Genomic DNA, 18,159 nt, shown 5'->3' with positions numbered 1-18,159 from the left:
CCTAGCGGGCCCCACTGACAACAGCGCAGATCCGTACAGAAAGCCGAGGCCAGAGCAGTGAGAGAAGCCATTCCCCACCCCGCTGAAGCGGGGCGCCCCCTGGCCAGGACCTGATGGCCGAGAGCGGCGACGAGCTCACACTCGACACGATGTTCGAGTGGCTGGAGAAGATGCCCATCCCCGAGGGTTACAGGACCGAGATCGTCGGGGGGCACATCTTCATGACGCCGCAGCGGGACACCCACTGGGACATCATCGCGGACATCTACGATCAACTGCGCGTGAAGTACCCGCGCAAGCGCGTCAAGTCCGACGTCCGCATCGACTACCCGGGGTACCTCAACGGCTTCGCCTCCGACGTGACCCTGCTGGCCGAGGGCGCGACCAGGAACGGCAAGGGGCGGTGGCGCTGCGAGGACGTCGAGTTCGTCGCCGAGGTGATCTCCAAGAAGACCGCCGGCAACGACTACGGCCCGAAGAAGGACACGTACGCCGCCGCCGGCGTGCCGGTGTACCTGATCGTCGACCCGTACACCGGCGAGTGGCACCTGCACACGCTGCCGAAGGACGAAAAGTACCACGGCAACGCGCGCTTCGACTTCGGCGTCGAGATCGATCTGACCAGGACGGTCGTCGGTCTCGTCCTCAAGACCGACGAGTTCCCCCGAGGCTGACCGCGGTCCGGGGCCTCGCGGCGGTCACGCCACCGGTGCCAGCGCCTCCTGACGCTCGCGCGGCACGAACCGCACCCGCGGATGGCCGCGGTGCCAGACCACCGACAGGCGCAGTCCGCCGACCCTGGCCAGGATCAGGCCGATGACGGCCGCCGCGGCCACCGCGACCGCGCCGCCGGCCGCGAAGCCGACGCGGGCGCCGTAGGTGTCGGTGATCCAGCCGACGATCGGGGCGCCGACCGGGGAGCCGCCGAGGAAGACCATCATGTAGAGGGCCATGACGCGGCCGCGCATCGCCGGGTCGGTGGCCATCTGGAGGCTGGTGTTGGTGGTGACGTTGACCGTCATCGAGAACAGGCCCAGCGGGACCATGAGCAGGGCGAACATCCACAGCCGCGGTGTCGCGGCGGCCAGGATCTCCAGCCCGCCGAAGGCCATCGCGGCCAGGATCAGCAGCCGCAGCCTGGCCGTGCCGCGCCGGGCGGCGAGCAGGGCGCCGGAGACCGAGCCGACCGCCATCAGGGTGTTGAACATGCTGTAGACGCCCGCGCCCCCGTGGAAGACGTCGTCGGCGAAGGCCGAGAGGTAGACGGGGAAGTTGAAGGCGAAGGTGCCGATGAAGCCGACCAGGACGATCGGCCAGATCAGCTCGGGCCGCCCGGCGACATAGTGCAGGCCCTCCCGCAGCTGCCCCTTGCCGCGCGGGGCACGCTCGACGGTGTGCAGCTCGCGGGCACGCATCATCATCAGGCCGGCCAGCGGCGCGACGAAGGACAGGCCGTTGAGGAGGAACGCCCAGCCGGTGCCGACGCCGGTGATCAGCAGGCCCGCGACGGCGGGGCCGACCAGGCGGGCGGACTGGAAGTTCGCGGAGTTCAGGCTGACCGCGTTCTGCAGCTGGCCGGGGCCGACCAGTTCGGAGACGAAGGACTGGCGGGCCGGGTTGTCCACGACGGTCGCGAGACCGAGGGCGAAGGCGGCGACGTAGATGTGCCAGACCTCGACCCGCCCCGTCAGGGTGAGGGCGGCGAGCGCGAGGGAGGTGAGGGCCATCGCGATCTGGGTGACGAGCAGCGTGGGGCGCTTGCGCATGCGGTCGACGAGGACACCGCCGTACAGGCCGAAGAGCAGCATCGGCAGGAACTGCAGGGCCGTGGTGATGCCGACGGCGGCCGAGGAGCCGGTGAGGCTGAGCACCAGCCAGTCCTGGGCGATGCGCTGCATCCAGGTGCCGATGTTGGAGACGACCTGGCCGACGAAGAACAGGCGGTAGTTCCTGATCCGCAGCGAGGAGAACATCGAGGCCCTGCGGGCGGAGGTCTCGGGGGCGGGCAGGGTGTCGTGGGGGTCAGGTGCGGGGGCGGAAGCTGCTCCGGATCCCGTACTCAAAAGCGTTCGCCTCCTGGCTACTGCCGTGCTGTGTGCTCAGACGTGCGCCAGTTTCTCCAGCACGGGGGCGGCGGCGCGCAGTTTCGCCCACTCCTCGTCGTCGAGTTCCCCGACCAGCGTGGCCAGGAACGCGTTCCGCTTGCGGCGGCTCTCCTCGAGCATCGCCTCGGCCCGCTCGGTCTGTGTGACGACCTTCTGACGCCGGTCGTCGGGGTGCGGCTCGAGGCGGACCAGTCCCTTGGCCTCCAGCAGGGCCACGATGCGGGTCATCGACGGCGGCTGGACGTGCTCCTTGCGGGCGAGCTCGCCCGGGGTGGCCCGGCCGCAGCGGGCCAGGGTGCCCAGCACCGACATCTCGGTGGGGCTGAGGGACTCGTCGACGCGCTGGTGCTTGAGCCGACGGGACAGCCGCATCACGGCGGATCGGAGGGCGTTCACGGCGGCTGCGTCGTCGCCATGGCTGAAGTCCGGCATGTTCTTTAGCGTAACTCATTACTCTCGCTAAGGACCACCCGGAGGGCGCGTACACGCCCGTGACCCCCGCCACTGTCACGCTCTATCACCCGTACGAGTGATCCATCCGCGAATCGTGGCGTGCCGCACCGTGGTGTGCAGCGACCCTCATGCGCATGGGGACCGACGTGTTCAGCCTGCGCATCGACCACGACCTGCTCGAACGGATCCGTGAGCACGCCGCCAAACGCGGCATGAGCGTCCAGGACTATGTCGTCCGGACGCTCATGCGCGATGACTTCGACCAGCGGTTCCAGACCGCCGTCGAGGAGACGGAGAAGTTCTACGAGGCCACGTGAGCCCCGCGGGACCCGTGAGCCCCGCGGAACCCGTGAGCCCCCGCGGGACCCGTGGCGCGGATCAGGTCAGGCCCAGCGCCGGCATCAGGTAGTAGAAGGCGAAGACCGCCGCCACCACGTACATCGCCGACGGGACCTCCCGGCCGCGGCCGGCCGCCAGCCGCAGCACCGCGAAGGTGATGAAGCCCATGCCGATGCCGTTGGTGATCGAGTAGGTGAACGGCATCATCACCATCGTCACGAAGGCCGGGACGGCGATCGTGTGGTCGGCCCAGTCGATCTCCTTGACCGAGCCCGCCAGGATCAGGAAGCCCACCGCGAGCAGCGCCGGGGTGGCCGCCTGGGACGGGACCATCGTGGCGACGGGGGTGAGGAACAGCGCCACCGCGAACAGGCCGCCGGTGACGACGTTGGCGAAGCCGGTCCGCGCGCCCTCGCCGACACCGGCCGTGGACTCCACGAACGCGGTGGTGGCCGAGGAGGAGCTGGCCCCGCCGGCGGCGACCGCGACACCGTCGATGAACAGGACCTTGCTGATGCCGGGCATCTGGCCCTGCGCGTCGGTCAGCTTGGCCTCGTCCGAGACGCCCATGATCGTGCCCATCGCGTCGAAGAAGCACGACAGCAGCACGGTGAAGACGAACAGGACGCCGGTCAGCACGCCGACCTTGCCGAAGCCGCCGAACAGGCTGACCTGGCCGATCAGACCGAAGTCGGGGGTGGCGACCGGGTTGCCGGGCCAGGTGGGCGTGGTCAGCCCCCAGGACGGGACGTCCGCGACGGCGTTGATGACCAGCGCGACGACCGTCATGGCGACGATCGAGAGGAGGATCGCGCCGGGCACCCTGCGCACGATCAGCGCCAGCGTGAGCAGCGCGCCGAGGACGAAGACGAGGACCGGCCAGCCGTCGAGGTGACCGCCGGTGCCGAGCTGGAGCGGGACGGTGGTGTGGGCGGCGTCCGGCATACGGGTGACGAAACCGGAGTCGACCAGACCGATCAGCATGATGAACAGGCCGATGCCGATGGCGATGGCCTTGCGCAGACCGTGCGGTACGGCGTTCATCACGCGTTCGCGCAGGCCGGTGGCGACCAGCAGCATCACGACGAAACCGGCCAGCACCACCATGCCCATGGCGTCCGGCCACGACATGCGCGGCGCGAGCTGCAGCGCGACGACCGAGTTCACGCCGAGGCCGGCGGCCAGCGCGATCGGGACGTTGCCGATGACGCCCATGAGCAGTGTGGTGAACGCCGCGGTCAGGGCGGTCGCGGTGACCAGCTGGCCGTTGTCGAGCTGGTTGCCGTACATGTCCTTCGCGCTGCCCAGGATGATCGGGTTCAGCACGATGATGTACGCCATGGCGAAGAAGGTGGCGAAACCGCCGCGGATCTCGCGGGGCAGGGTGCTGCCGCGCTCGGAGATCCGGAAGTAGCGGTCGAGGGCGCCGGACGCGGCACCGGACCCCGGCTGCTCGGGGGTGGGGGCCTTGGTGGTGGCCGACGGGGACATGCGGGGACCTCATCACCGGCGGGCGCCCCCCGAAGCCCTTTGGTGTTTTCTACGAATGAAAGTGGTCAGAGACAAACGGATTCAGTATGAACATATAACGTCGTCCACGCTATCTCCGCGCGTAGACCCGCGTGACACCCTGCGGTCCCCGTCACGCGGACCATGCGGTCCCCGTCACGTACCGGGCCCCTCGTAAGCTGTCCGCATGGCCGGGTTTTTTTCGGGATCCCCCGAGCACGAGGCGCCGGAGCCCCTGGAGGGCCCCGTGGTCGCCACCATCGTCGGCGGCACGATCATCTGGTTCGCCCTGTTCCTGGTCCAGCTGCCGTTCTACGGCTGGTTCGACGACCACGGCCACATCTGGTGGCTGTGGACCTGCCTGGCCGGCGGCGGGCTCGGCTTCATCGGCATCTGGTACGTCCGCAGGCGCGACGCCGCGATCAAGCGGGCGGCCGGGGCGACGGAACCGGGCCGCTCCCCCGCCCCGTCGGCCGACTGAGGCCAACTGCCCCTGCCGCCACCGCCGTACGACCACGGCACTACGGCGGTCCTCCCCAGGTCGGATCTTCCCCCATCGGGCGGGTGGGGCGCCGAATCCGCACGTACCGTCGAATGCATGACGCATCTCGAGGCGGGTGACCGGACCGGTGCCGTGCGACCCGCCAGGGTCACCTCACCGGTGACCGGGCTGACGGCCGCGGAAGTGGCCGAGCGGGTGGCACGCGGGCAGGTCAACGACGTACCGGTGCGCAGCAGCCGGTCCCTGGCCGAGATCGTCCGTGCGAACGTGTTCACCCGGTTCAACGCGATCATCGGCGTGCTCTGGGTGATCATGCTGGCGGTCGCGCCCATTCAGGACAGCCTGTTCGGCTTCGTGATCCTCGCCAACACCGGCATCGGCATCGTCCAGGAGTGGCGGGCGAAGAAGACCCTCGACTCCCTCGCGGTGATCGGCGAGGTACGGCCCACGGTGCGCCGGGACGGGACGGCCGCGGAGGTCGGCACCTCCGGGATCGTGCTGGACGACCTGATCGAGATCGGGCCGGGTGACAAGGTCGTCGTCGACGGGCTGTGCGTCGAGGCGGACGGTCTGGAGATCGACGAGTCGCTGCTCACCGGCGAGGCCGATCCCGTGGTGAAGCAGCCCGGGGACCAGGTCATGTCCGGCAGTTTCGTCGTCGCGGGCGGCGGCTCCTTCCAGGCGACCCGGGTGGGACGCGAGGCGTACGCGGCGCAGCTCGCCGAGGAGGCGTCCCGGTTCACACTGGTCCACTCCGAGCTGCGCTCGGGCATCTCCACGATCCTCAAGTACGTGACGTGGATGATGGTCCCGACCGCGATCGGTCTGATCATCAGCCAGCTGGTGGTCAAGGACAACGAGCTGAAGAACTCGATCGCCCGCACGGTCGGCGGGATCGTGCCGATGGTCCCCGAGGGGCTGGTCCTGCTCACCTCCGTCGCCTTCGCGATCGGGGTGATCCGGCTGGGGCGCAAGCAGTGCCTGGTGCAGGAGCTGCCGGCGATCGAGGGGCTGGCCCGCGTCGACACGGTCTGCCTGGACAAGACCGGCACGCTCACCGAGGGCGGCATGGACGTCACCGAGCTGCGGGTGCTGGGGGACGGTGACGAGGCGTACCTCCGCAGGGTGCTGGGCGAGCTCGGCTCGGCGGACCCCCGCCCGAACGCCTCCCTGCAGGCGATCATCGACGCGTATCCGGACACCACCGGGTGGCGCCTCACCGACACCCTGCCCTTCTCCTCCGCCCGCAAGTACAGCGGTGCGACGTTCGAGGAGGTGGCGGACGGGGAGGCGGTCAGCTGGCTCCTGGGAGCGCCGGACGTGCTGCTGGACCCCGACGATCCGGCGCTGGCCGAGACCGGGCGGATGAACGAACAGGGACTGCGGGTACTGCTGCTCGCCCGCGCCCGCGACGGCGTGGACGTCGACGACCCCGAGGCCGCCCGGGGCGTACGGCCGGCCGCGCTGGTGGTGCTGGAGCAGCGGCTGCGCCCGGACGCGGCCGACACCCTGCGTTACTTCGCCGAGCAGGACGTCCGCGCCAAGGTCATCTCCGGGGACAACGCGGTGTCGGTCGGGGCGGTCGCGTCCAAGCTGGGCCTGTCCGGTACGGCGGTGGACGCGCGCCGGCTGCCCGCCGGGCGGGACGGGATGGCCGAGGCGCTGGACCGGGGCACGGTGTTCGGGCGGGTCACCCCGCAGCAGAAGCGGAACATGGTGGGCGCGCTCCAGTCGAACGGCCATACGGTCGCGATGACCGGGGACGGCGTGAACGACGTGCTGGCGCTGAAGGACGCGGACATCGGCGTGGCGATGGGCTCCGGTTCGGAGGCCACGCGGGCGGTCGCGCAGATCGTGCTGCTGAACAACAGCTTCGCCACGCTGCCGTCGGTGGTGGCGGAGGGGCGGCGGGTGATCGGCAACATCACCCGGGTCGCGACGCTGTTCCTGGTGAAGACGGTGTACTCGGTGCTGCTTGCGGTGCTGGTGGTGGTCTCGCAGGTGGAGTACCCGTTCCTGCCGCGCCATCTGACGCTGCTGTCCACGCTCACCATCGGGGTCCCGGCGTTCTTCCTGGCCCTCGCCCCCAACAAGGAACGCGCGCGGCCGAACTTCGTACGGCGGGTCATGCGGTACGCGATCCCGGGCGGGGTGCTGGCCGCGCTGGCGACGTTCGCGTCGTATCTGGTCGCGCGGGAGCACTACACCGGTGAGGGCTCGCTGGAGGCGGAGACGAGCGCGGCGACGCTGACGCTGTTCCTGATCTCGATCTGGGTGCTGGCGATCATCGCCCGGCCGTACACGTGGTGGCGGGTCGGCCTGGTGGCGGCGATGGGCGGGGCGTTCCTGGTGGTGCTGGTGGTGCCGTGGCTGCAGGAGTTCTTCGCGCTGAAGCTGGTGGGCATGACCATGCCGTGGGTCGCGACCGGTATCGCGGTCTTCGCCGCGGGGGTGCTGGAGCTTTTGTGGCGGTGGGTGGACCGGCGGGTCCCCGCGTGACGCCTGCGGCTGCGTGAGGGGTGTCCGCGCAGTTCCCCGCGCCCCTGGGGACCCACCGGCCGGATGCCGCTGCGGGCCCGTCGCGACCGGTCGCGCCCACGCGGCGGAGCCGCACATCGGCACAGCCCCGCGCCCCTGGGGACCCACCGGCCGGATGCCGCTGCGGGCCCGTCACGACCGGTCGCGCCCACGCGGCGGAGCCGCACATCGGCACAGCCCCGCGCCCCTGGAGGCGCGGGGCTGTGCCGCGGTGCCTACTTCACGTCGATGAAGTCACCGGCGGCGTTGACCGCCGGGGTGGTCGTGGTGCCCGCGAAGGAGTAGCGGTAGTAGCCGTCGACGGAGGCCTTGACCGTGGTCTTCAGCTCGCCCTTGGAGTTGGTCTTGATGGTCTTGACGGTGGTGTAGGTGCTGGAGCTCTTCTTGCGGAACTGCAGCTTCACCGGCTGACCGGTGTAGCCGGCGTACTTGCCGGTCTCCCAGTTGGCCCGGGAGAGCTTGCCCGTGACGGTGATGGTCTTGCCCTTCTTCACCGGCTCGGGGGAGGCGTTGACGGTCAGCTTGGAGTAGCGCTGCACCTTGTGGGTGGTGTGGTAGTCGTTCCCGTAGACGCTGCCGTCGCCGGCGAGCGCCGCGACGGACACCTTCCAGGTGCCGGCCAGCGCGTTCTTGTACAGGTCGTAGCCCGGGTAGGCCGTGAAGGTGAGCTTGCAGGTGGAGGTGGTGGCGCTGGATGCCTTGCAGCTGGCGACCTCCTCGTTCGGGAGGAGGCCGCCGTCGAGGCCCTCCTCCGTGGGGGCGGTGCCGTGCCACAGGACGACGTAGGCGTCCTCGATGCCCGTCGAGTGGCGGGCGGTCACCGAGACGGTGAAGTTCTTGGCGCTGGTGGTGCCGACGGCGACGGCCTTGCCCGAGTTGATGGTCACCTTGGTGACGACGGGCAGCTCGTCGGCGGCGGCACGGAGCGTCGACTTGGCGGAGGAGGTGCCGAAGTGCTCGGCGGCGCTCGGCACGTCGAGGTCGGCGTCGGCGTGCGCGGCCGGCACGGCGAGGGCGGACAGGGCCAGGGCGCCGGAGACGGCGGCCACGGTGGCACGAATACGCATGTGTTCCCCACGTTGGAGAAGGGGCCCCGGCTCTGGTCGTTTTCTGCGGCTCGTCGTCGGCACGGGGCCCGAATGATCATGGAGTCTGTTGACTCGCATGATCAGATGCACCACTCGGCCAAACGGTTGTACGAGAAGTGAAAGATTTGTGCGGGACTTTCCGGGCTCAGTCGAACCAGCGGTCCCGCGCCAACTCCGCCGTGCGGGACGGGTCTTCCAGCAGCGCCGCCACCTCGAAGCGGCGGGGCCACTGGCCCGCCGCCCAGGCGAGGCCCGCGGCCACGCCCTCCAGGGTCGCGGCGTGCAGGACGCCGTCGTTCGTGAGGCGCCAGTCGATCTCCACACCGTCGACGACGAGTTCCTCGTGCTCGACGTACGCGGCAGGGGTGCGCGGCCCCAGCAGCACCCGCACCGGCTCCGGTACGTCGTGCTCCGTGCCCTCGGAGTCCACCCCTCCGGTGACGGACTCGCTCAGCCGCCGCACCTGGAACAGCTCGGCCAGCTCGGCGGCCCGCGCCGGCCGTACGGGCAGCAGCGGCACACCGGAGGTGAACGGCAGCAGGTCGGGCGAGTCGACGACCACCGCGTCGGCGGCGTCCACCACCTCGACCCGGCCGTCGACCACGGCCCGCAGATCGTCCGGCAGGGTCACCTGCTCGGGATCCAGTTCGGCCAGCGCGCCGTACAGGGCGTGCAGCTGGGCGGCCGTGACGGGGCGGTCGGGGTCGGCGAGGCGGTCCAGCAGCTCCGCCGCGCCGCCGGGCTCGTCGAGCAGGGCGGCCACCGAGGTCCGTACGCCCAGCGCCCGCAGCACCTGCTCGTCCTCGAACCCGGTCGCGTCGGCCTCGTCGTACAGGCCGCGCAGCAGCGGGTCGCCGCCGGCCGCGCGCAGTCCGGCGGGGCGGCGCCCGCCGATCACCGGGTGCCCGCGCAGCCACCAGGCGGTGTACGGCCGTACGACCTCGTGGGTGCCGTCGTGCAGCAGGATCCGTACCGGCTGGGTGAGCGCGTCGCGCAGCGGCGGGCGGGCGAGGAGGGCGAGGGCGCGGGGCCACTGGTCGTCGTCCACGAGGTCCAGGTCGCGCACGGCGACGAGCTCGGTGGCGACGGGCGGGACGGGGCTGTCCGGGAAGCGGTCGAGGACGTCCTCGCTCCACACGTCCACGGCGTCCAGCAGACCGGCGTCGTCGGGCTCGGCGAAGTCCCCTTCGCGGGGCTCCAGTTCGTCCGGGTCGAGGACGACGTCGGTGGCGCGGACCAGCGCGAAGTCCACCAGCACCCCGCAGGCGGCCAGCGGCTGTCCGCCCCACTTGTCGGCCAGTTCGGCGTCCACGGCGGCGAGTTCGCCCTCGCGCATGACCTGGGCGAACGGACCGCCGGGGAGAACCAGCTCGCAGGCCGGGGAGAGTTCGCCGTCCTCGTCGGGGAGGGCGAGGGCGCCCAGCCAGGGCTCGTCGCCGGGTTCGAGCCCGGCGTCGCGCACCAGGCCGAGCACGGTGTCGGCGAGTTCCTCGGCGTCCGGGGCGTCCTCCTCCCAGTTCACCCCGCCCTCGTCGTCGAGCGAGGCGGCGACGGCGGCCCGCACCTGCGGGGTGGTGAGCACGGCGCGCGGGGTGGCGGGGAGCGCGCCCAGCTTCTCCAGGAGGGGGTGGGCGGCGTCCGGGTGGGCGACCTTGAGCCCGAGCCGGGCGAGGAGTCCGGCGTCCGGGGAGGCCGAGTCGGGGGTGGGCAGCAGCACCTGCCGAGGGCCGATCGTCGTGCGCCCGTCGGCCAGCGGCACGGGCAGCCCGGACAGCCGGTCGGGGTCGACCCCGGCGAGGCTGTCGTACAGCCGCCGCCACCAGTCGGGGGACTTCTCCAGGCCGGCCAGCCGGTCGATCGCGTCGGCGAGCGGGACCCGGGCCACGCCCAGGGTGCGCAGCTCCACGCGGCGTTCGAGACCGGCGGGCAGGAGGGTGGGGAGGACTTCGGCGAGCACCCGTACGGTGTCCGCGCCCGCGCTCTCGACGATCTCGGCGTCCCTGGGGCGCAGGGACTCGGGCAGGTCGGAGTCGTCGTGCTGCCCGACCTGCCCGGCCTGCTCGGCGGCGGGCGGCAGGAAGGACGTACGGGGCAGCCGTTCGAGGATCGCCCGGCGCAGGGCGCCGTCCAGTTCGCCCTTGCCGAGCGGGCCCGGCACGAGGTCGATGATCCCGGCGGTCACCGGGCGCCAGTCGGCGAGGAGCCCGGCGTAGGCGTCGGCGGCGCGCTGCACGAGGAAGTCGGTGAGCGGGCCGGGGGCGGCGTGCCGGCGGGTGGAGTCCAGCGGGAGGGAGGCGATGAGCAGCGCGGGCACGCCGAGGGGCTCGTCGCTGGGGGTGGGCGCGTGCACGACGGCGCCGGTGCGGGGCCGGGCGGGGCCTCCGTCGGAGTCCACGGGAACGGCCCAGGTGACCGACCAGTGCGGGCGCAGCCGCTCCTCGACCGGCCGGTCGGCGAGCAGATCGGGGGTGAGCGGACCGTGCGCGACGGCGGTACGCCAGCGGGTGGTGCCTTCCCTGGAGTCCTCGACGACGACGAGGCCGTCCCCGCCGCGACGGCTCACGGTGCGGGGCTCCGCGTCCCCGATCTCGACGACCACCTCCTCCAGGCCGGGCAGGGCGAGCAGCAGGGCGTCGTCGACGGCGCTCAGCAGCCGCTCGGTGAGGTCGACGGCGGCGGTGTCGCGCAGCGGGAGGATGACCGCGGTGTCGTACGGGCCGGGGGCGGTGCCCTCGGCGGCGAACGGCAGCCGGAGCAGCGGTACGTGACCGTCCCGGCGGCGGATCTCGTCCCCGAGGCCGGGACTGTGCCGGGCGGTGTCCCCGGCGAGCTCGCGGGCCTCGGCCAGCGACCACCTGACCCCGCCGTGCCGGCCGACGACGGCCGGCTCGTCGGTGACGGCGAGGACGGCGGCGAAGCCGACGCCGAACCGGCCCACGGCCCGGTCCGGGGCGTCCCGCTTGGCGGAGGCACGCAGCGTGGACAGCGACTCGACACCGGCCGCGTCCAGCGGGGCCCCGGTGTTCGCGGCGACGAGGACACCGTCACGCAGGGTGAGCCGCAGCCGCCCCGGCACGCCGGACCGGGCGGCGGCGTCGGCGGCGTTCTGCGCGAGCTCGACGACGAGGCGGTCCCGGTACCCGCCGAGGACGAGGTCCTCCTCGGCGTTGGCGTCCTCACGGAAGCGGGCGGGGCTGGTGACCCAGGCGTCCAGAACCCCGCGCCGCAGACGCGCCGTACCGAACGGATCGGCACCCTCGGCGGCGGGCCGCACGAACTTGCTCACGTTGACTCTCCTCATCGGCCCACATCGGCGTGAGGTCGAAGGTACCGCCCCGCGACACCCCTGGGACGCGGTGTCCGCGCCCCGCCGCCCCCTGTGGATGACCGGGGCCGTACTGCTCGAGTCGCCGTCCGTCGCCGCGCCGGCCGTGGTCCTGGCGGGCGCCGGCATCGGCCCGGACCTCACCCATGCGGGCTCCCCGGCCGCCCTCCTGTGGCGCCGCATCGCCCACCACCACGCCCACGAGGTCGGCCTCGAGCGCTCCACCCTGCTGGGCCCGGCCACCGTCCCGACGGCGCTGCCGGCGTCGACGGTGGCGCCGTGTGGGTCGCCGGAGCTGCTGGGCGGGTGATTCCGGACGGAGGCCCCGGAGACGCACACCACATTCACGCGGCACCCGGATCGGGCTCCCGGTGACAAGCGGCACAGGCGCTTCGTGCGGTACTACCCGGAATAGTGGAAAAGCGGTCAACCACAAAAGGGACATTTAGCGCACAGGGCTGATCGATCAGCTTGAAATGGGGGTTTCGTCCCGCCTGGAGCCGCCGGTCAAGAGACGTGCGTCTCACGCCCGAAGTACGGCCTTTCATCGTAGGTCACACCTTTGCGGCTTTTGACCGGGTCCGGTTACCAAGGAACAGCCAGCACGGCACGGACCCGTTCCGCCGATGGCTTCCCCCGCCCCCTCACCCATGAGGTCTCCATGCTCCAGCGCGTCACGTCCCGTTTCCCCCGCACGTCCCCGGCCCGCACCCGAGCGGCCGTCCTGGCCGCCGGCATGGGCGCCACGGTCGTCCTGGGAGTCGGGGCCGCGGTCGCCGCCGAGAACACGGCCGTGCCCGGTGCTGCCACCGCCGCCCAGGCGCAGGCCGCCGCGAAGACGACGGCCTCCTGGATCTCCCCGGTGAAGAACTACAAGCTGTCCGCGAGCTTCGCCCAGAACGGCGGCATGTGGGCGCACAAGCACAGCGGTCAGGACTACGCCGTCCCGACCGGCACCACGGTGAAGGCCGCGCACGGCGGCACCGTCGTCAAGGCCGGCGGCAACGGCGCCGGTGACGGTCCGGCGTACGGCAACGCGATCGTGATCAAGCACGGCAACGGGACGTACTCCCAGTACGCCCACCTGTCGCAGGTCAACGTGAAGATCGGCCAGATCGTCAAGACCGGCCAGAAGATCGCCCTGTCCGGCAACACCGGCAACTCCAGCGGTCCCCACCTGCACTTCGAGATCCGCACCACCCCGAACTACGGCTCCGCCGTGGACCCGGCGAAGTTCCTGCGCGCCAACGGCGTCCGGCTCTGACCCCGGTCACCTGACGGCACCCGAGCGACCCCGAGGACGGCCCCGCGCCTGCCCTCGGGGTCGCTTCGCGCGTTCCGCGGCTCCGTCACGCGGACTCCGCCGTCGTGGCGCAGGGTGGATTCCGGCTGCCCCGCACCGCGGTCCCGGCCGGCGCTACGAGTGCCCCAGCTCCGCCGACGACGTGTCCTCCGTCGCCGGGACCGAGCCGGAGTCGGGGGACGGGCGGAGGGGGAACGGGTCGACGCGGGTTTCGTCGATGACCGGTGGGGCCGGCTGCGGGGGCTTCGGCATGACCGCGGCCTCGGAGTGGCCGCCGCAGCCGTAGGCCAGGGAGACGACGTGGCCGTCGGCCGGGGAGAACTCGTTGGCGCACACCCCGAACGCCTGGCCCAGCGAGCCGCCGATGGGGGTGAGGAAGCCGCACGACACGCAGGAGGCGGGGGCCGCCTGCGCCATCGGGGTCTTCGCGCCGAACCCCTCCTCCCAGCGGTCGGCGGCGGTGTGCAGGCCGTAGCGGGACAGGACCCGGGCGCGGCGCATGCCGAGTTCCTCGGCGACCGCCGCGATGGTGCCACGGGCCGGGGCCACCACCAGGTGGGCCGGGGTGCCCTCGGTGACCTCCGCGTCCTCGGCCTCCGCCAGCTCGGCCAGCTCCTCGGACACCACCGAACCCGGCGTCGGCTCCTCCTCGCCGGAGAAGCCGGGCTCCAGGCGCAGGTCCTCGGCGTCGGTGGGGAGGAGATCGCCGGGGCCCATGTCACCGGGGCGCAGCCGTTCGCTCCACGGCACCCACTCCGGTGCGAGGACCGCGTCGGGGCCGGGCAGCAGCACCGCCTCGTCGATCGTGACGATCTTGGCACGGGAGGCGCGGGCCACGGTGACGGCCCAGCGCCAGCCGCGGTAGCCGGGCTCGTGGCACCCGAAGAAGTGGGTGACGACGCGGTCCCCCTCGGAGACCAGGCCTTCGTGCTCGCCCACGACCCCGGGCGCGGCAACCTCCTCGGCTGCGGCGCGGGCGAGGTCGACGGCCTCGGCGCACAGACGGTCGGGGGTGCGGCTTCGCGTTGTCGCTGCGCTCACAGGTATCGCTTCTCTCCTACGCCGTCTCACGAGTGCGCCACTCCCAGCGCGGGGGGCGGACGGAGCGGACAGTGGGACCGCGTCGACGTCCGCGCCACAACGTGCTCGGGCGCGCCTCCATCCATTCTGCGGGATGGCTGAGATACGCACGCTACCTTCTCCCGTGCGCTGGGCCTACACCGACGGTTGTTCCTTCGGCTCCGCGCGCCGGTTCCGGAAGGCGGCCCCTCGCCTTCCGGGGCCCGCCTCCGGTGTTCCGCCGGACAGCCGCACCCGGGCGCCGTCCATGGCGATACGGCATTACACACCGCCTTCTCGGGGCACTATGGCGTCGTGGCTACCGCGAGGACACCCCAGGGCGCCACCGGGACCGGTGGGCCGAAAGGGGCCAGGGACAGCGGCCGACGCTTCGGTACGAGCCGGACGGGCGGCCGTCTTCGCGCGTTCGGGCGCGTCCTGCACCTGCCGGTGACCAAAACGGCGCGGGGGATCCGCCGGGTGACCCACGCGCACGGCGCCGGGGAGTCCGGGCTCGGCAAGCTGATCGAACTGCACGGCGTGAACGGCGCCGGCGATGTCATGATCACGGTCGCGCTGGCGTCCACGGTGTTCTTCTCGGTGCCGACCGACGAGGCGCGCGGACGTGTCGCCCTCTACCTCGCCATCACCATGGCACCGTTCACCCTGCTCGCCCCGGTGATCGGCCCGCTCCTCGACCGCCTCCCGCACGGCCGCCGCGCCGCCATGGCCGGCGCGATGCTCGCCCGGGCGCTGCTCGCCCTGGTCCTGTCCGGCGCGGTCGTCACCGGCGGACTGGAGCTGTACCCGGCGGCACTGGGCGTGCTGGTCGCGTCCAAGGCGTACGGGGTGGTCAGGAGCGCGGTCGTGCCGCGGCTGCTGCCGCCCGCCTTCTCCCTGGTGAAGGCGAACTCCCGGGTGACGCTCGGCGGGCTGCTGGCCACCGGGATCGCCGCGCCGATCGGCGCGGGCCTGCAGCAGGTCGGGCCGCGCTGGCCGCTGTACGGGGCGTTCACGATCTTCGTGGCCGGGATGTTCCTGTCCTTCCGGCTGCCGCCGAAGGTGGACTCCGCGAAGGGCGAGGACGTGGCGCTGCTCGCCGCCGACGAGCGGCATCTGCACGGCCCGCACGGCAAATCGGAGAAGCGCCCCGGGCTGCGTACGGTCGGCCCGGCCGTCACCCACGCGCTCGGCGCCAACGCGTCCATCCGCTGCCTCACCGGCTTCCTGATCTTCTTCCTCGCCTTCCTCCTGCGCGAGCACCCGATGACGGGTCAGAGCGCCGCGGTGTCGCTCGGCATAGTGGGCGTGTCGGCCGGCGCGGGCAACGCGCTCGGTACGGCGGTCGGGGCATGGCTGCGGTCGCGCGCCCCGGAGATCATCATCGTGACGGTGGTGGCGGGTGTGCTGGCCGCCGCGATCGTGGCCGCCGCGTTCTTCGGCGCGGTCCTGGTGGCGTGTCTCGCCGCGATCGCCGGGTTCGCGCAGGCGCTGGCCAAGCTGTCGCTGGACGCGCTGATCCAGCGGGACGTGCCGGAGCTGGTGCGGACGTCGGCGTTCGCCCGTTCGGAGACGCTGCTGCAGACGGCGTGGGTGCTGGGCGGCGCGATCGGTATCGCGATGCCGCTGATCGGCCCACTGGGGCTGGCGGTGGGCGCGACGATCGTCGCCGCGGGCTGGCTGACCACGGTCCGCGGACTGATCCGCTCGGCCCGGCAGGGGAACACGGGGCGGGCGCGAGTGGCGTAACGGCGCGGCCACGCCGTACCCCACGTGGGGAGCGCGGCACACGTGCCCGATAACCTTCGCCCATGACCACGTTGCCCCGCGGCGCAGCCGCTACGAGACACCGCGCTGTGCGACGCCGCCGTGCCGTCGCCGTCACCGGCGCAGTATCCGCCGGACTGCTCGTCCTGGCCGCCTGTGACAAGCCGACGCCGATGGCCACCATCACGGTGGGCAGCGACTCGGTGAGCTCGGAGGCCACCTGCGGTGGCGAGGGCGACGCCCTGAACACCAAGACGCTCAACGCGTGTCTGAAGGACAAGGGCATCGACGAGATCACCGTCGACCCCACCGAGACCGTGCGCTTCGGCGTCGACCCGGACATCGCCGACAACGGCTGGACCATCCTGATGAACGGTCAGCCGCTGGTCGACTCCAGCAAGAAGACCTACCAGGCCATTCCCGGCAGCGTGTTCTTCAACGCCCAGTACGGCGCCCAGGGCGACTCGACCCTGGTGTCGATCAAGGAGGGCGAGAACGAGACCACGGGTCTGTGGTCCTTCCGGCTGAAGAAGAAGGACGACTGATCACGTCGTCCTCACGCGTCCTCGTCGCCACCGCGGTCCCCGTCGAGCGGGACGCGGTGGCCGGGGCCTTCCCGGGGCCCGTACGGGAACTGTCCCTCCCCGGGGCGACCGTGCTCCAGGTCTCCGACACCTTCGCCCTCCTCGCCGCCGGGGTCGGCCCGGCGCTCGCCGCCGCCTCCACGGCCGGCGCGCTCACCGCCGCGGCCCTGGACGGCCTGCCCTACGGCCTGGTCGTCTCCGCCGGGATCGCCGGCGGTTTCCCGCCGCACGCGCCCCTCGGCTCCCTCGTCGTCGCCGACGAGATCACGGCGGCCGACCTGGGGGCCGAGACGGCCGACGGTTTCCTGCCGGTCACCGACCTCGGCTTCGGCACCGTCACCCACCGGCCGCCCGCCGCCCTGGTCCGCCGGGCCGCCGCCGCGACCGGCGCGCTCACCGGAACCGTGCTCACCGTGTCCACGGTGACCGGGACCGCCACCCGCGCCGCCGCACTCCGTGCCCGTCACCCCCGCGCCCTCGCCGAGGCCATGGAGGGCTTCGGGGTCGCCGAGGCCGCCGCCGCGCACGGCGTGCCCGTGCTGGAGGTGCGGGCGGTGTCGAACCCCGTCGGCCCGCGCGACCGCGCCGCCTGGCGCATCGGCGACGCCCTGACGGCCCTCACCGAGGGCTTCGGGAAGCTCGCGCCCGTCCTGGAGAGTTGGAACCGGTATGACCACCACTGAGCAGCAGCGGCTGCGGATCGCCTACTCCCCCTGCCCGAACGACACCTTCGTCTTCGACGCCCTCGCCCACGGCCGTGTCCCCGGCGCGCCCGCCGTCGACGTCACCTTCGCCGACATCGACCTCACCAACGGCATGGCCGAGCGCGGTGAGCTGGATGCGCTGAAGGTGTCGTACGCGGTGCTGCCGTACGTCCTCGACACGTACGCCCTGCTGCCCTGTGGCGGCGCGCTGGGGCGGGGCTGCGGGCCGCTGGTGCTGACGCGGGAGGCCGGGGTGGACCTCACCGGGCGCACGGTCGCCGTGCCGAGCGAGCGGTCGACGGCGTACCTGCTGTTCCGGCTGTGGGCGGCGGAGGTCGTGCCGGGCGGGGTGGGAGAGATCGTGGTGATGCCGTTCCACGAGATCATGCCCGCCGTACGGGACGGGAAGGTCGACGCGGGACTCGTCATCCACGAGGCCCGCTTCACGTACCGGAACTACGGGCTCCATCGGCTGGCCGACATGGGTGAGCACTGGGAGCGGACCACCGGGCTGCCGATCCCGCTGGGCGCGATCATCGCGAAGCGGTCGCTGGGCGAGGAGACGCTGACCCGGCTCGCCGACTCCGTCCGTACGTCGGTGCGAATGGCCTGGGACGAGCCCGAGGCGTCGCGTCCGTACGTCATGGAGCACGCCCAGGAGATGGACCCGGCCGTCGCCGACCAGCACATCGAGCTGTACGTCAACGAGTTCACGGCCGGTCTCGGCGAGGACGGGTACGCGGCCGTACGGGGGCTGCTCACGCGTGCGGCGGCCGAGGGGCTGGTGCCGCCCCTCGGCCCGGACGCGCTGCGGTTTCCGTAAGGGGCCCCGGGCGTCCTGGGTCCTGTCGTCGCGTTCCCGCCGTCCGCCCGCAGGGCGGGC

16 protein-coding genes are annotated in these 18,159 nt (G+C 72.2%); 10 read left to right on the top strand and 6 right to left on the bottom strand.

Features of this window, described 5'->3' with window-relative positions; all coding sequences use genetic code 11:
* Positions 1–113 precede the first annotated feature (113 nt).
* Positions 114–674, top strand: coding sequence for a Uma2 family endonuclease (locus tag ACH4VX_RS35045; protein ID WP_398373311.1), 561 nt, complete (start codon positions 114–116; stop codon positions 672–674).
* 24 nt (positions 675–698) lie between these two features.
* Here ACH4VX_RS35045 and ACH4VX_RS35040 read toward each other — a convergent pair whose 3' ends face one another.
* Both ACH4VX_RS35040 and ACH4VX_RS35035 read right to left on the bottom strand, forming a co-directional pair.
* Positions 699–2,063, bottom strand: coding sequence for an MFS transporter (locus ACH4VX_RS35040; protein ID WP_398373309.1), 1,365 nt, complete (start codon positions 2,061–2,063; stop codon positions 699–701).
* Positions 2,064–2,099: 36 nt separating this feature from the next.
* Entirely contained in the window at positions 2,100–2,537 is a 438-nt protein-coding gene (locus ACH4VX_RS35035; protein WP_398373307.1) for a MarR family winged helix-turn-helix transcriptional regulator, read from the bottom strand.
* 155 nt (positions 2,538–2,692) lie between these two features.
* On the opposite strand from ACH4VX_RS35035, the gene ACH4VX_RS35030 reads away from it, so the two are divergent.
* The gene (locus ACH4VX_RS35030; RefSeq protein ID WP_398373305.1) at positions 2,693–2,875 is read left to right on the top strand and encodes a ribbon-helix-helix protein, CopG family; all 183 of its coding nucleotides are present in this window, start codon (positions 2,693–2,695) and stop codon (positions 2,873–2,875) included.
* A 61-nt stretch (positions 2,876–2,936) separates the two neighbouring features.
* Here the strand turns inward: ACH4VX_RS35030 and ACH4VX_RS35025 are convergent, their stop codons facing one another.
* Positions 2,937–4,388 carry an NCS2 family permease gene (locus ACH4VX_RS35025; RefSeq protein WP_398373304.1) on the bottom strand — a complete coding sequence of 484 codons (1,452 nt, stop codon included), beginning with the start codon at positions 4,386–4,388 and terminating at the stop codon, positions 2,937–2,939.
* Between the two features lie 205 nt (positions 4,389–4,593).
* Between ACH4VX_RS35025 and ACH4VX_RS35020 the strand changes: the two genes are divergently transcribed.
* Both ACH4VX_RS35020 and ACH4VX_RS35015 read left to right on the top strand, forming a co-directional pair.
* Positions 4,594–4,887: a DUF2530 domain-containing protein gene (locus tag ACH4VX_RS35020; protein ID WP_398373302.1), complete on the top strand. Its 294-nt coding sequence runs from the start codon at positions 4,594–4,596 to the stop codon at positions 4,885–4,887.
* 117 nt (positions 4,888–5,004) lie between these two features.
* Positions 5,005–7,407 carry a cation-translocating P-type ATPase gene (locus ACH4VX_RS35015; protein ID WP_398373300.1) on the top strand — a complete coding sequence of 801 codons (2,403 nt, stop codon included), beginning with the start codon at positions 5,005–5,007 and terminating at the stop codon, positions 7,405–7,407.
* 254 nt (positions 7,408–7,661) lie between these two features.
* On the opposite strand, the gene ACH4VX_RS35010 is transcribed toward ACH4VX_RS35015, so the two are convergent.
* On the bottom strand, positions 7,662–8,513 hold the full coding sequence (locus tag ACH4VX_RS35010) for a DUF5707 domain-containing protein (RefSeq protein WP_398373298.1): 852 nt from the start codon (positions 8,511–8,513) through the stop codon (positions 7,662–7,664).
* A gap of 166 nt (positions 8,514–8,679) precedes the next feature.
* A complete protein-coding gene (locus tag ACH4VX_RS35005; RefSeq protein WP_398373297.1) occupies positions 8,680–11,835 on the bottom strand; it encodes a sacsin N-terminal ATP-binding-like domain-containing protein in 3,156 nt (1,051 codons plus the stop codon).
* Between the two features lie 55 nt (positions 11,836–11,890).
* On the opposite strand from ACH4VX_RS35005, the gene ACH4VX_RS35000 reads away from it, so the two are divergent.
* Complete coding sequence (locus tag ACH4VX_RS35000) at positions 11,891–12,169, top strand: hypothetical protein (RefSeq protein ID WP_398373295.1); 279 nt, start codon at positions 11,891–11,893, stop codon at positions 12,167–12,169.
* A 351-nt stretch (positions 12,170–12,520) separates the two neighbouring features.
* Entirely contained in the window at positions 12,521–13,123 is a 603-nt protein-coding gene (locus ACH4VX_RS34995) for a M23 family metallopeptidase (RefSeq protein WP_398373293.1), read from the top strand.
* A 153-nt stretch (positions 13,124–13,276) separates the two neighbouring features.
* On the opposite strand, the gene ACH4VX_RS34990 is transcribed toward ACH4VX_RS34995, so the two are convergent.
* The gene (locus ACH4VX_RS34990) at positions 13,277–14,203 is read right to left on the bottom strand and encodes a DUF3027 domain-containing protein (protein WP_398373292.1); all 927 of its coding nucleotides are present in this window, start codon (positions 14,201–14,203) and stop codon (positions 13,277–13,279) included.
* Between the two features lie 333 nt (positions 14,204–14,536).
* Between ACH4VX_RS34990 and ACH4VX_RS34985 the strand changes: the two genes are divergently transcribed.
* The 4 genes from ACH4VX_RS34985 to ACH4VX_RS34970 all read left to right on the top strand — a co-directional run bounded on the left by ACH4VX_RS34985 (position 14,537) and on the right by ACH4VX_RS34970 (position 18,099).
* Complete coding sequence (locus tag ACH4VX_RS34985) at positions 14,537–15,970, top strand: MFS transporter (protein ID WP_398373291.1); 1,434 nt, start codon at positions 14,537–14,539, stop codon at positions 15,968–15,970.
* A 107-nt stretch (positions 15,971–16,077) separates the two neighbouring features.
* The gene (locus ACH4VX_RS34980) at positions 16,078–16,533 is read left to right on the top strand and encodes a DUF2771 domain-containing protein (RefSeq protein ID WP_398373313.1); all 456 of its coding nucleotides are present in this window, start codon (positions 16,078–16,080) and stop codon (positions 16,531–16,533) included.
* A complete protein-coding gene (locus ACH4VX_RS34975) occupies positions 16,500–17,255 on the top strand; it encodes a futalosine hydrolase (RefSeq protein WP_398373289.1) in 756 nt (251 codons plus the stop codon). Before ACH4VX_RS34980 ends, ACH4VX_RS34975 begins: the two co-directional genes overlap by 34 nt.
* Positions 17,242–18,099 carry a 1,4-dihydroxy-6-naphthoate synthase gene (locus ACH4VX_RS34970; protein ID WP_398373287.1) on the top strand — a complete coding sequence of 286 codons (858 nt, stop codon included), beginning with the start codon at positions 17,242–17,244 and terminating at the stop codon, positions 18,097–18,099. Before ACH4VX_RS34975 ends, ACH4VX_RS34970 begins: the two co-directional genes overlap by 14 nt.
* Positions 18,100–18,159 lie beyond the last annotated feature (60 nt).

This window comes from Streptomyces sp. NPDC020731 (assembly GCF_044334705.1).
GTDB lineage: Bacteria > Actinomycetota > Actinomycetes > Streptomycetales > Streptomycetaceae > Streptomyces.
Note: the sequence above shows the minus strand (reverse complement) of the source record. Positions and strands in the feature narration are given on the sequence as shown.